This is a genomic window from Gordonia sp. Z-3, assembly GCF_036233855.1.
Lineage (GTDB): Bacteria > Actinomycetota > Actinomycetes > Mycobacteriales > Mycobacteriaceae > Gordonia > Gordonia tangerina.
In genome coordinates this window covers 81,768-95,058 of the sequence record NZ_JAZARS010000012.1, presented here as the reverse complement: position 1 = coordinate 95,058, position 13,291 = coordinate 81,768, and the positions used below count along the sequence as shown (strand labels likewise).

Sequence of the window (13,291 nt, the reverse complement as noted above, 5' to 3'; positions counted from 1 at the left end):
TACTGTCTGCTGTGCATGCAGTGAATCTGGCGGCCGTCGGCCCGATTGAATTTGCCGTGCCGGTGTGGGCAACAGCGATAGCGCTGGTCGTGGTACTGATCATCGCCTGGGCGTTCGGCGGCGTGGCCCGCTGGACCCTTCGCGATCGGGCGAAGATGAACGTGACGACCTCCATCGTCTTGTCGATCGTCGGTACCGCCATCGGACTGTTGATCGCCGGCGCGCTGGACTCGAACCTGAAGCTGTGGAGCGGGCTGACCGTGATCCTCGGGCTGGTGGGGTCCATCGCCGCCGTGTTCACCTACACCGCGGTGATCGCACGGGTTCATCCGCCGCGCGCCACTCTGACCGAACTGATGGCCGCAGGCGAGTCCGATCGGCTGGAGTTCAAATCGACCGCGCGGGTCAACATGCACACCGGCGAGAAGGACGCCCGCATGGAGCATGTGATCGTCAAGACGGTGTCCGGCTTCCTCAACTCCGGCGGGGGCACGTTGCTGATCGGTGTCGACGACGACGGCCGGCCACTGGGCCTCGACCGCGACTACGCGACGTTGAAGGTGCCCGACGCCGACCGCTTCGAGTTGTGGCTGCGAGACCTGTTCTCGACGTCGTTCGGGCAGAACGCGGCCGCGGCCATCGGGGTCACGATCGAGGACGTTGCAGCCGACGACGGTCAACGACCGGTGTGCCGGATCATCTGCTCGCCGTCGACGAGACCGGTGTATCTGCGGCCCGGCAAGAAGGCCGATCCCGAGTTCTGGGTGCGCAGCGGCAATTCCACTCGCCAACTCACCATCGACGAGGCTGCCGAATACATCATGAGTCGTTGGCCGCTGGGTGCCGGGTCGGCGATCGCGGCGCAGGTTCGGGCGGCGGTGCGGTTCTCGATCGACCGCTGAGCCTGCCCTGTTCTGTGGATTCGTAGTATGAAGCGGCACGTCGAGCCGCTTCATACTACGAAATCGGTTGCGGCTCTTCGGTGGCATGCGAATTGGTGAGAGTCAGCGCGCCGAATCCGGCGATCAGACCGACGACCACAGCCAGCACCGCGTAGGTGATCCGCTCACCGTGGAAGAACGATGTCACCAGATCGGTGCTCCACACCCCTGCGGGCAACGTCGCCGTCACCAGCACCGCGATCAAGGTGCCGACGACTGCGGTGCCGATGCTGGTCCCCACCTCCTGGGCAGTGTCGTTGAGGGCGGCGCCGATCGAGGTGCGGTTCTCCGGCATCGCATCGACCAGAGCCACCGCACAGATGGTCATCACCGTGCGCAGCCCGATGGTCAGCGTCACCATGAAGACGGCGATCGCGAGGTACCCGTGGTCGACGCCCCAGGCGAGACCGGCCAGTGAACCGCCCAGCAGCACCGCACCGACCAGACACGCGATCCGATGCCCGAACCGCTTGGCCAACCCCTCGGAGATCGGCGTCGCAGCGATCATCGTGATGATCATCGGTAGGTTCGCCAGGCCGGCCTTCATCGGGCTCCACCCGTAGGCGTACTGGAAGTGCAGGATGAGACCGAACATCACGCCGGCCATGGCGATCGAGGTGCCGATCTGAGCGATGGCAGCGCCACGCACGGTGCCCGAGGTGAACACGCCGAGATCCAGCATCGGTTGGGCCGTGCGGCGCTCGTGCCAGACAAAGGTTGCCAGGGCGAGCACCGCGCCCAGCCCACACCCGATTGTGATGAGCGAGGCCCATCCGTGTTCCACGGCGCTGGTCAGCATGTAGCAGGCGAGGCCGATGGTGGCGATGCTCAACACGGCCCCGGGCAGGTCGAGCCGGTCGTCGGTGAGGTCCTCGGGACGATCGGCCGGCACACCGAGGCGCACCCCGATCCACGCGATCAGTGCGATCGGCGCGTTCACCACCAGCAGCCACTCCCAGCTGAGGTGGACCAATGCGGTGCCGCCCAGCAGCGGCCCGAGGATGAAGCCGCTCATGCCGACGATGATCATCAGCGTCATCGCACGCATCCTCAGTCTGTCGCTCTCGAAGAGCCGGAATACCAGCGAGTTGGTGATCGGCGCCATCGCGGCCGCCGCAACACCGAGCGCAGCGCGCAGCGCGATCAGCTCACCGGCGGAATGGACGAGGACGACGCCGAGACTGATCAGGCCGAAAGCGAATAGGCCGACAAGCAGCACGCGTCGTCGGCCGAGGCGATCGGCGGCGGAGCCCGCGGTGAGCAACAGTCCGCCGAACGTCAGCGAATAGGCGGCGGTCACCCACTGCAATGCAGTGGTTCCACTGCCGAGATCACGGCCGATCGTCGGCAGGGCGATGGTGAGCAGGGTGTTGTCGACCATCTCCACGAAGAAGGCCAAGCACAGCGCCGCGAGCGGAATCCACGCGGCGCTCAGTGACCCATAGGTGCGGGTCGGGGAAGTTTGGGTAGCGGCGGTCATCGCAGCACCTCCTTTCGTCGAACGTTGTTCGGTTCTCGAACATAGTTCGATACTAGAACGGCGTTCGATCCGTGACAAGACAGCGAGGGGCAATGTGATGGGATAGACGAATGGCACCTGGAGCGCGTGGGACCCGGCGTCGCGTCACGCATTCACTCGAGGCCGTCGTCGAGACGGCGGTGGCACTGCTCGACGAGGCCGGCGAACCGGCCCTCACCTTCCGAGCGCTGGCCGCGCGTCTGGGCGGCGGGGTCGGCAGCATTTACTGGTATGTGTCCAACAAGGACGAATTGCTCGACCGCGCGACTGACCATGTGGTTGCCGGAATGCTGTCGGACACCGAGGATCTCGCCGCCGACGGGGACCCGATCGACAACACCCGGGGTATCGCGGTGGCCGTCTTCACGGCTATCGAGAAGCGGCCCTGGCTGGCCGCATACTTCATGCGCAACACGACCATTCAGTCCAACGCGCTACTGCTCTACGAACGCATCGGCGAACAGGTGATGCGATTGGGCCTTCCGCCCCGGGAGTGTTTTCACGCGGTATCGGCGATTCTCGGTTATGTCATCGGCGTGGCCGCCGACCTCGGACAGGACCCACCGCAGGAGGTCCTCGACGGCACGGTCGCCGCGGAGACCTATCTACACGGCGTCGCCGACAATTGGCGCGCACTCGACCCGGAGCGCTTCCCGTTCATGCACTACATCGTCGACGAGTTCGACGGTCACCGCGACATCGATCAGTTCCGAGCCGGACTGGAGCTGTTGCTGGAGGGGCTCCGGCTACAAGCCGAGGGGTAGGGCCGAGTTCCGGCCGCAGTCGCCGGAGGCCGTTGGCGATGAGGGTTGCGTGATCTCGATACGCCCTCGGCTAGCGCCTCGGACTACTCCTTGGATCGAGTAGCCGCGAACGTAGTGAGTGGCGTATCGAGATCGATCGGCGGGTGAACGCGAACGGCCCCCGCACTCGAAAGTGCGGGGGCCGTTTGCGATTCGGCTTACGTGATCTCGATACGTCCTCGGCTAGCGCCTCGGACTACTCGATCACCAGTGGAAGCTAGCGCCTCGGACTACTCGATCACCAGTGGAAGCGGCGCGGGGACCTCGGCGACCGGACTCGCCGGGGCAGGGCGGGCTAGCGCCTCGGACTACTCCTTGGATCGAGTAGCCGCGAACGTAGTGAGTGGCGTATCCGCTGGATCGAGCTTGTCGAGATCGAGATCGATCGGCGGGTGGAGGCTACCGGTAGTCGTTGGAGAAGCCGTAGTCGTCCAGCGGCACCGCAGCGCCGGCAGGAGCACCGAAGGTGCCGTCCGGGCTGTAGTAGGTGTCGTCGTAGGACGGCACCGCGTAGGCCGCGGCGCGTGCCTCTTCGGTCGGCTGCACCTGGATGTTGCGGTACCGGTTGATGCCGGTACCGGCCGGGATCAGCTTACCGATGATCACGTTCTCCTTGAGACCGATCAGCTTGTCGCTGCGGCTGTTGATGGCCGCATCGGTCAGGACACGCGTGGTCTCCTGGAACGACGCCGCCGACAACCACGACTCGGTCGCGAGGCTTGCCTTGGTGATACCCATCAGCACGGGACGTCCGGCGGCGGGCTCGCCACCCTCGGTCACGACGCGACGGTTCTCCGACTCGAACTCGGAACGCTCGGTGAGCGAACCGGGCAGGAACTCGGTGGCACCGGAGTCGATGATCGTCACGCGACGCAGCATCTGACGCACGATGGTCTCGATGTGCTTGTCGTGGATCGACACACCCTGGCTGCGGTAGACCTCCTGGACCTCGTTGACCAGGTGCACCTGCACCTGACGCGGCCCCATCACGCGCAGCACCTCGTGCGGGTTCGCCGAACCCTCCATGAGCTGCTGGCCCACATCGACGTGGTCGCCGTCGGCCAGCAGCCGCTCGGAACCGTCGTCGTGCTTGAACACGCGCAGACGCTGACGCTTCGAGATCTTGTCGTAGACAACCTCTTCGGAGCCATCATCGGGGATGATGGTGATCTTGTAGAAGCGGTCGTCGTCCTCGAGGCGCACCCGGCCGGAGACCTCCGCGATCGGCGCGACACCCTTGGGCACGCGCGCCTCGAAGAGCTCCTGGACGCGGGGCAGACCGCCGGTGATGTCCTCACCGACGCCACCCTGGTGGAACGTACGCATCGTCAGCTGGGTACCGGGCTCACCGATCGACTGAGCCGCGATGATGCCGACGGCCTCGCCGATGTCGACGAGCTTGCCGGTCGCCATCGAACGCCCGTAGCAGTGCGCGCACACCCCGGTGCCGGTGGCACAGGTGAGCACCGACCGCACCTTGACCTGGGTGATACCGGCCGCGAGGAGTGCCTCGATGGCCGGGTCGCCGAGGTCGTGGCCGCGTTCGACGATGACGTTGCCGTTCTCGTCGAGCGCGTCGGTCGCCAACGTGCGTGCGTAGGTGGAGGTCTCCACATGCGCATCGCGGATCAGCGTGCCGTCGGGCATCTTCTCGGCGATGGTCGTGTTGATGCCGCGCTCGGTGCCGCAGTCGGTCTCGCGAACGATGACGTCCTGGGACACGTCCACCAGGCGACGGGTCAGGTAACCCGAGTCGGCGGTACGCAACGCGGTGTCGGCCAGACCCTTACGGGCACCGTGGGTGTTGATGAAGTACTCGGCCACGGTCAGACCCTCGCGGAACGAGGACTTGATCGGACGCGGGATGAACTCACCCTTCGGGTTGGTCACCAGACCCTTCATGCCCGCCAGCGAGCGGATCTGGGTCATGTTGCCCGCCGCACCCGACTTCACGATCATCGGGATCGGGTTGTCGTCCGGGTAGTGAGCCTCCATGACCTGTCCGACCTCTTCGGTGGCCTGCTTCCAGATCTCGACGAGTGCGTCACGACGCTCTTCCGGAGTCAACGCACCGCGCTGGAACTTGCGCTCCAGACCGTCGGCCCGCTCCTCGTACTTGTCGAGGATCTCCTTCTTCTGCGGCGGCACCAGCACGTCGGCCATCGACACGGTCACACCCGAACGGGTGGCCCAGTAGAAGCCGACGTCCTTGAGCTTGTCGACGGTCTGGGCGACCACGATCATCGGATACCGCTCGGCCAGGTCGTTGATGATGACGGCCTGACGCTTCTTCGGCATCTGCTCGTTGACGAACGGGTACTCCACCGGGAGCAGCTCGTTGAACATGACGCGACCCAGCGTGGTGTCGCAGTACCAAGCCTGACCGTAGGTCCAGCCGTCCGGAAACAGCTCGGCCTCGATCTCGGCCGGCGGACGCTGATCGGTCAGCCGCACCTTGATGCGCGACTGCACGGTCAGTGCACCGAGGTCGACAGCCATGATGGCCTCGGCCGGACTCGAGTAGACGCCGCGCTCGACATCGTCGTTCGATGCCGGGCTGTACTCGCCTGCCGCGCCTTCCTTCAGCGTGGTCAGGTAGTACAGGCCGGTCACCATGTCCAGACGCGGCATGGCGAGCGGACGGCCCGATGCCGGCGACAGGATGTTGTTGCTCGACAGCATCAGGATGCGCGCCTCGGCCTGTGCCTCCGCGGACAGCGGGAGGTGCACGGCCATCTGGTCGCCGTCGAAGTCGGCGTTGAACGCCTCACAGACCAGCGGGTGCAACTGGATGGCCTTGCCTTCCACCAGCTGCGGCTCGAAGGCCTGGATGCCGAGGCGGTGCAGCGTCGGTGCGCGGTTGAGCAGCACCGGGTGCTCGCCGATGACCTCTTCGAGCACGTCCCACACGGCGGGGCGCTGACGCTCCACCATGCGCTTGGCCGACTTGATGTTCTGTGCCTGGTTCAGGTCGACCAGACGCTTCATCACGAACGGCTTGAACAGCTCGAGCGCCATCAGTTTCGGCAGACCGCACTGGTGCAGCTTGAGCTGCGGGCCGACGACGATGACCGAGCGGCCCGAGTAGTCGACGCGCTTGCCGAGCAGGTTCTGACGGAAACGACCCTGCTTGCCCTTGAGCAGATCCGAGAGCGACTTCAGCGGGCGGTTGCCCGGTCCGGTGACCGGACGGCCGCGACGACCGTTGTCGAACAGGGCGTCCACCGACTCCTGCAGCATCCGCTTCTCGTTGTTGACGATGATCTCGGGCGCACCGAGGTCGATCAGTCGCTTGAGGCGGTTGTTGCGGTTGATGACGCGGCGATACAGGTCGTTGAGGTCGGAGGTGGCGAAGCGGCCACCGTCGAGCTGCACCATCGGACGCAGCTCCGGCGGGATCACCGGCACCGCGTCGAGCACCATACCCAGCGGGCTGTTACCCGACTGCTGGAAAGCCGCGACCACCTTCAGTCGCTTGAGCGCACGCAGCTTCTTCTGGCCCTTGCCGTTGCGGATGGTGTCGCGCAGCGAGTCGGCCTCGGCGTCGATGTCGAAGTTCTCCAGGAGCTTCTTGATCGCCTCGGCACCCATCGCGCCGGTGAAGTACTCACCGAAACGCTCGTCGAGCTGACGGTAGAGCTTCTCGTCGATAATCAGCTCGCCCGGGCTCAACTTGGTGAACTTGTCCCAGATCTCCTCGAGCTCGTCGAGCTGCCGCTGGGCCTGATCACGCATGCGCCGCATCTCGCGCTCGGCACCGTCACGCACCTTGCGGCGCACATCGGCCTTGGCGCCCTCGGCCTCGAGTTCAGCCAGGTCGGCCTCGAGCTTCTGCTGACGCTCGTTCAGGTCGACGTCGCGCTGATCGGCGACGGCCTTCTTCTCGACCTCCATCTCGGCCTCACGGGTCGACAGCTCCGCGTGACGCAGCTCGTCGTCGACCGACGTGATGACATAGGCGGCGAAGTAGATGATCTTCTCGAGATCCTTCGGCGCCAGGTCGAGCAGGTAGCCCAGCCGGCTCGGCACACCCTTGAAGTACCAGATGTGGGTGACCGGGGCGGCCAGCTCGATGTGGCCCATCCGCTCACGCCGCACCTTGGCGCGGGTCACCTCGACGCCGCAGCGCTCACAGATGATGCCCTTGAAGCGGACGCGCTTGTACTTGCCGCAGTAGCACTCCCAGTCGCGGGTCGGGCCGAAGATCTTCTCGCAGAAGAGTCCGTCCTTCTCCGGCTTGAGGGTGCGGTAGTTGATGGTCTCGGGCTTCTTGACCTCACCGTACGACCAGTTGTGGATGTCATCGGCCGTGGCGAGACCGATCTTCAGTTCGTCGAAGTAATTGACGTCGAGCACTTGTTACCTTTCGAGAGCTCTTAAGTCTGGTTCGTCGGTGGGGTCAGTTGGCCAGATCGTCAACCGTCGCGGACTCGTTGCGCGACAAGTTGATTCCCAGGTTCGCCGCCGCACGCTCGAGATCCTCGTCGTCGGAGTCCTGCATGGTGATCGCGGCACCGTCGGAGGAGAGCACCTCCACGTTCAGGCACAGCGACTGCAGCTCCTTGAGGAGCACCTTGAACGACTCGGGGATCCCCGGCTCGGGGATGTTCTCGCCCTTGACGATCGCCTCGTACACCTTCACGCGGCCGACCACGTCGTCGGACTTGATGGTCAGCAGCTCCTGCAGCGTGTAGGCGGCGCCGTAGGCCTGCATGGCCCAGCACTCCATCTCACCGAAGCGCTGACCACCGAACTGCGCCTTACCGCCGAGCGGCTGCTGGGTGATCATCGAGTACGGACCGGTCGAACGCGCGTGGATCTTGTCGTCGACCAGGTGGTGCAGCTTGATGATGTACATGTAGCCAACCGAAACCGGATACGGGAACGGCTCGCCGGAACGACCGTCGAACAGCGTCGCCTTGCCGTCGCTGTTGACCATCACCTCGCCGTCGCGGTTGGGCAGCGTCGAGCCCAGCAGGCCCTGCAGCTCCTCCTCGCGCGCGCCGTCGAACACCGGGGTGGCGGTGTTGGTGTCGGGCTCGGCGGAGTACATCTCCTCGGGCAGCTTCGACGCCCAATCCGGCACACCGGAGGCCACGTTGATGTTCCAGCCGGCCTTGGCCACCCACCCGAGGTGGGTTTCCAGGATCTGGCCGATGTTCATACGACGCGGCACACCGTGGGTGTTCAGGATGATGTCGACGGGCGTGCCGTCAGGCAGGAACGGCATGTCCTCCTGCGGAAGGATCTTGCCGATGACGCCCTTGTTGCCGTGGCGGCCGGCCAACTTGTCGCCGTCCTGGATCTTGCGCTTCTGAGCCACGTACACACGCACGAGCTCATTGACGCCGGGAGCCAGATCGTCGTCGTCGTCGCGGCTGAACACGCGCACACCGATGACCTTGCCGGTCTCGCCGTGCGGCACCTTCAGCGAGGTGTCACGCACCTCGCGCGCCTTCTCACCGAAGATCGCACGCAGCAGTCGCTCCTCCGGGGTCAGCTCGGTCTCACCCTTCGGGGTGACCTTGCCGACCAGGATGTCGCCGTCACGGACCTCGGCACCGATACGCACGATGCCGCGCTCGTCGAGATCGGCGAGGACCTCGTCGGAGACGTTCGGGATGTCCCGGGTGATCTCCTCGGCGCCGAGCTTGGTGTCGCGGGCGTCGATCTCGTGCTCCTCGATGTGGATCGAGGTGAGGGTGTCCTCTTCGACGAGACGCTGGCTCAGGATGATCGCGTCCTCGTAGTTGTGGCCCTCCCACGGCATGATCGCGACGAGCAGGTTCTTGCCCAGCGCCATCTCGCCGTCTTCGGTGCACGGACCGTCGGCCAGCACCTGGCCGGTCTCGACACGCTGCCCCTCGTCCACGATCGGGCGCTGGTTGGCGCAGGTGCCGTGGTTGGAGCGGGCGAACTTGCGCATCCGGTAGGTGTCGCGGCTGCCGTCGTCGGCCATCACGGTGATGTAGTCGGCGGAGACCTCTTCGACGACACCGGTCTTGTCGGAGACGATGACGTCGCCGGCGTCGACGGCGGCGCGCAGCTCCATACCGGTACCCACCAGCGGCGACTCGTTACGCACCAGCGGCACGGCCTGACGCTGCATGTTGGCACCCATCAGGGCACGGTTGGCGTCGTCGTGCTCGAGGAACGGGATCATCGCGGTCGCGACCGACACCATCTGGCGCGGCGAGACGTCGAGGTAGTCGACCTGATCCGGGTTGACGAACTCCACCTCGGAGCCCTTCTTGCGGACCAATACACGGCCGTCGGTGATCTGCCCGTTCAGGTCGTAGTTCGTGTTCGCCTGGCCGACGAGGTAGCGGTCCTCTTCGTCGGCGGTCAGGTACTTGACGCTGTCGGTAACCACACCGTTCTCGACCTTGCGGTACGGGGTTTCGATGAAGCCGAACGGGTTCACCCGCGCGTACACCGACAGCGAACCGATCAGACCGATGTTGGGCCCCTCAGGGGTCTCGATCGGGCACATGCGGCCGTAGTGGCTCGGGTGCACGTCGCGCACCTCGAGGCCGGCACGCTCACGACTCAGACCGCCCGGGCCCAGCGCCGACAGACGACGCTTGTGGGTCAGACCCGACAGCGGGTTGTTCTGGTCCATGAACTGCGACAGCTGGCTGGTGCCGAAGAACTCCTTGATCGCCGCCACGACGGGACGGATATTGATCAGGGTCTGCGGGGTGATCGCCTCGACGTCCTGGGTGGTCATGCGCTCACGCACGACACGCTCCATGCGCGACAGACCCACACGGATCTGGTTCTGGATCAGCTCGCCGACGGTACGCAGACGACGGTTGCCGAAGTGGTCGATGTCGTCGACCTCCACCGGAACCTCCACGCCGCCGGGGACGGTCATGTAGGTGGTGGTGTGCGGGTCGGCCTCGTGCAGACGCACCAGGTACTCGACCGTGGCGATGATGTCCTCGCGGGTCAGCACGCCCTCGCCCGACATCGGGTTGTCGGTGAGGCCGAGCTTCTTGTTGATCTTGTAGCGGCCGACGCGGGCGAGGTCGTAGCGCTTCTCCTTGAAGAACAGGTTCTCCAGGAGGTTCTCCGCGGACTCCTTGGTCGGCGGCTCACCCGGACGCAGCTTGCGGTAGACCTCGAGCAGCGCCTCGTCCTGGTTGGCGGTGTTGTCCTTCTCCAGGGTGGACATCATGATCTCGGAGAAACCGAAGCGCTCGGTGATCTCCTCGGTGGTCAGGCCCAGCGCCTTGAGCAGCACGGTGACCGGCTGGCGACGCTTGCGGTCGATGCGAACGCCCACAGTGTCGCGCTTGTCGACGTCGAACTCGAGCCAAGCACCACGGCCCGGGATCACCTTGACGGTGTGCAGGTTCTTCTCGGTGGCCTTGTCGATCGAGGAGTCGAAGTAGACGCCCGGGCTGCGCACCAGCTGGCTCACCACGACACGCTCGGTGCCGTTGATGATGAAGCTGCCCTTGTCGGTCATGATCGGGAAGTCGCCCATGAACACGGTCTGCGACTTGATCTCGCCGGTGTTGTTGTTGATGAACTCCGCGGTGACGAACAGCGGCGCCGCATAGGTCATGTCCTTGTCCTTGCACTCCTCGACGGAGGCCTTGACCTCGTCGAAGTGCGGCTCGGAGAAGGACAGCGACATCGAGCCGGAGAAGTCCTCGATGGGGGACAGTTCGTGCAGGATGTCCTCGAGACCACCGGTGGGGTTGTCGTCACCACGGGCAATGGCCTTGGCACGCCACTCGGGGGTACCCACGAGCCACTCGAAGGAATCGAGCTGGAGGTCGAGGAGTCCGGGGACCTCCAGTGGCTCGTCGATCTTTGCAAAAGATGCGCGCTTGGGCGCGCCGGGGATGGTTGAGGTGGACTGGCGGTCGAGTGCCAAGATGCGTCCTTCCAACACGAAGTGTTCTACCTAGCTCGGTGCTTGGCTTGATGGGCCGTTCGCTGGTGGCACCTGCAACTTCGGCGATCACCACGAGCACACACAGCAAAGGTGGCCAGAGGAAGGATCGGTACATGGACAGGAGGCAGCCAGCGCAACGTCCAACTGTAGCAGAAAATAGACGCACTTTGTCAAGCCACGTCTGGAAGCGAGTTCGCGCGGGTGGCTGCCTGCACGTCATTCGCTGGTGACAGCGTGGCCCGACATCGCCGATACGTCAAGCGCTACGCGCATATTTGGGTCAGAAAACTGGCGCCTTACCTGCGCAGAGCCGGGGCAGGCCGGCATTCCGGGAGCGAAAAACACCTCCGACGGGCACTCGAGTAGATCCGGCAACGACACGGCGGTCGCGGCACGCTTGTAATCGGGCGCATGTCGGGGGGGCTTCTCGGGACCTGGATGCCCGGGGTCGGTCAGAACGCGTCGACCTTGTTGATCAGCCAGGCGTCACCCTGCTTGATCATGCCGAACTGGTATCGCGGCGCGGCACTCTGTCCGGCGATCCCGGCCTGCTGCTGGCTCACGATCATGTTGACGACGACCTGGGCGGTGTCGCCGTCATCGCCACCGCTCAGGTCGGCGACGCCCACCGATTCCACCCGGCAGTCGGCGACCGCCTTGGTCTGATTGAGGATGTCGCGTTGTTGAGGCAGATACTCGTCGAACTCCGTCAACGCCTGGCCGGTCAGGACCGCCCGCGCCTCGCCGGCCCATTTGTCGATGTCGACGGTGTTGACGGTCAGTGCGCAGGCCTTGCTCTGCACCTGCGAGGTCAGTTCCGTGGTGGCCGGCTGGTCGACGAAGGCCTGGTTGGGCCCGATGTCAGCGCCCGGATGCAGGCCGGCGACGAGGGCGAAGATGCCGAGGACCACCGCGAGTGCGGCCAGCACCCCGACCACGGTCCGCAGCCCGGATCGCACGGGACGTCTCCGAGACGGTGTGCTCGATGCCGCCTGCGACGGGCTCGTGGCGGCGCCGTCGCCCGGGCGGAGAGTCGACACACGTGCCACCCGGCGTTTGGCGGCCGGTTTGGGCTGGTCGGCGTCGTCGGTCGAATCAGTCGACGGACTGTCGTCGACGGAATCCGCGGTGCCGTCGGACGCAGCCGAGGCGACCTCGGCCGGATCCGGGTCGTTCTCGGGGACGTCGGAGGTGGTACTTGCCTCGGTGGGACTCGAAGTTCCGTCGGCGGGATTCTGGGTTTCGTCGGCGGGGCTCGAAGTTGCGTCGGCGACATTCGGGGTTCCGTCGGCGACATTCGGGGTTCCGTCGGCGACATTCGGGGTTCCGTCGGCGGGATTCTGGGTTCCGTCGGCGGGGTGGCCGGGCGCGGTGCGGCCGGCGACCCGGGGGGTGGACTTGCGCTTGGGTCGTTGTCCCTTGCGCGGTGGGCGTGGGTTGGTCGCCATCAGTTACCCCCTCCCCCGTTCTGGGTGGCTCCCTCGGGCGCGGACCCGTCGGCACCCTGCCCGCCGTCCTGGCCCGCGGCGGTGCCCGGGTCCTGATACTGCAGCGAGTCGAGCGGGACGATGTCGTTGGCCTTCCACGTGTCGCCGTCCTTGGTCATCGACACCGAGAAGCCCATCGTCTGGGTGACGCCGGCCTCGTTCTCCCGCTTGGATGTCGCGGCCACGTAGACCAACACCTTCGCGTTGCCGCCGTCGGCGTCCACCTCGGTCGGTGCGCTGCGCATGAGACGCGAGGTGAGCGATGCTGCCTGCGACCCGGCGTCGGTGATCATCGAGTTCAGGTTGCTGACGTCCTGATTGGTGATCTGTTCGCGCGCCTTGCCGGTCAGCGAGGCATCCACCCGACGCTTCCAGTCGGCGGTGTCGCGCGGGTCCACCGTCGTCACGTTGATGATGGCCTGCTCGGCACCGTTCACGGCGCCGTCGCGGGCCTCCTGAATCGGCTTCTGCACGAAGTACGCCTGATAGCCCTGATAGCCGAACCAGACCGCGCAGCCGGCCGCGACGATCACCGCCACGATGGCGGCAACCAACGCGACGGTCGCGCCGGTGCTGCGCGACCGTGCGCGCCCCGACGTCGGAGAGGTCGATGTGCTACTCGTCGTCATCGG

7 protein-coding genes are annotated in these 13,291 nt (G+C 65.5%); 2 read left to right on the top strand and 5 right to left on the bottom strand.

Annotated elements, in window-relative coordinates; all coding sequences use genetic code 11:
* Positions 1-11: 11 nt before the first annotated feature.
* Complete coding sequence (locus tag VX037_RS15225; RefSeq protein WP_328714821.1) at positions 12-902, top strand: ATP-binding protein; 891 nt, start codon at positions 12-14, stop codon at positions 900-902.
* Between the two features lie 55 nt (positions 903-957).
* On the opposite strand, the gene VX037_RS15220 is transcribed toward VX037_RS15225, so the two are convergent.
* On the bottom strand, positions 958-2,421 hold the full coding sequence (locus tag VX037_RS15220) for an MFS transporter (RefSeq protein ID WP_328714819.1): 1,464 nt from the start codon (positions 2,419-2,421) through the stop codon (positions 958-960).
* 110 nt (positions 2,422-2,531) lie between these two features.
* On the opposite strand from VX037_RS15220, the gene VX037_RS15215 reads away from it, so the two are divergent.
* Positions 2,532-3,224, top strand: a complete 693-nt coding sequence (locus VX037_RS15215; RefSeq protein ID WP_235723476.1) for a TetR/AcrR family transcriptional regulator — start codon at positions 2,532-2,534, stop codon at positions 3,222-3,224.
* 438 nt (positions 3,225-3,662) lie between these two features.
* Here the strand turns inward: VX037_RS15215 and VX037_RS15210 are convergent, their stop codons facing one another.
* From VX037_RS15210 to VX037_RS15195, 4 genes are all read right to left on the bottom strand, one after another.
* The gene (locus VX037_RS15210) at positions 3,663-7,619 is read right to left on the bottom strand and encodes a DNA-directed RNA polymerase subunit beta' (protein WP_287015280.1); all 3,957 of its coding nucleotides are present in this window, start codon (positions 7,617-7,619) and stop codon (positions 3,663-3,665) included.
* Between the two features lie 43 nt (positions 7,620-7,662).
* On the bottom strand, positions 7,663-11,151 hold the full coding sequence (gene rpoB / locus VX037_RS15205; protein ID WP_235723474.1) for a DNA-directed RNA polymerase subunit beta: 3,489 nt from the start codon (positions 11,149-11,151) through the stop codon (positions 7,663-7,665).
* A 473-nt stretch (positions 11,152-11,624) separates the two neighbouring features.
* Positions 11,625-12,620 carry a hypothetical protein gene (locus VX037_RS15200; RefSeq protein ID WP_328714818.1) on the bottom strand — a complete coding sequence of 332 codons (996 nt, stop codon included), beginning with the start codon at positions 12,618-12,620 and terminating at the stop codon, positions 11,625-11,627.
* Positions 12,620-13,288, bottom strand: coding sequence for a conjugal transfer protein (locus VX037_RS15195; protein ID WP_235723472.1), 669 nt, complete (start codon positions 13,286-13,288; stop codon positions 12,620-12,622). The genes VX037_RS15200 and VX037_RS15195 overlap by 1 nt, the downstream gene beginning before the upstream one ends.
* Positions 13,289-13,291: the final 3 nt, after the last annotated feature.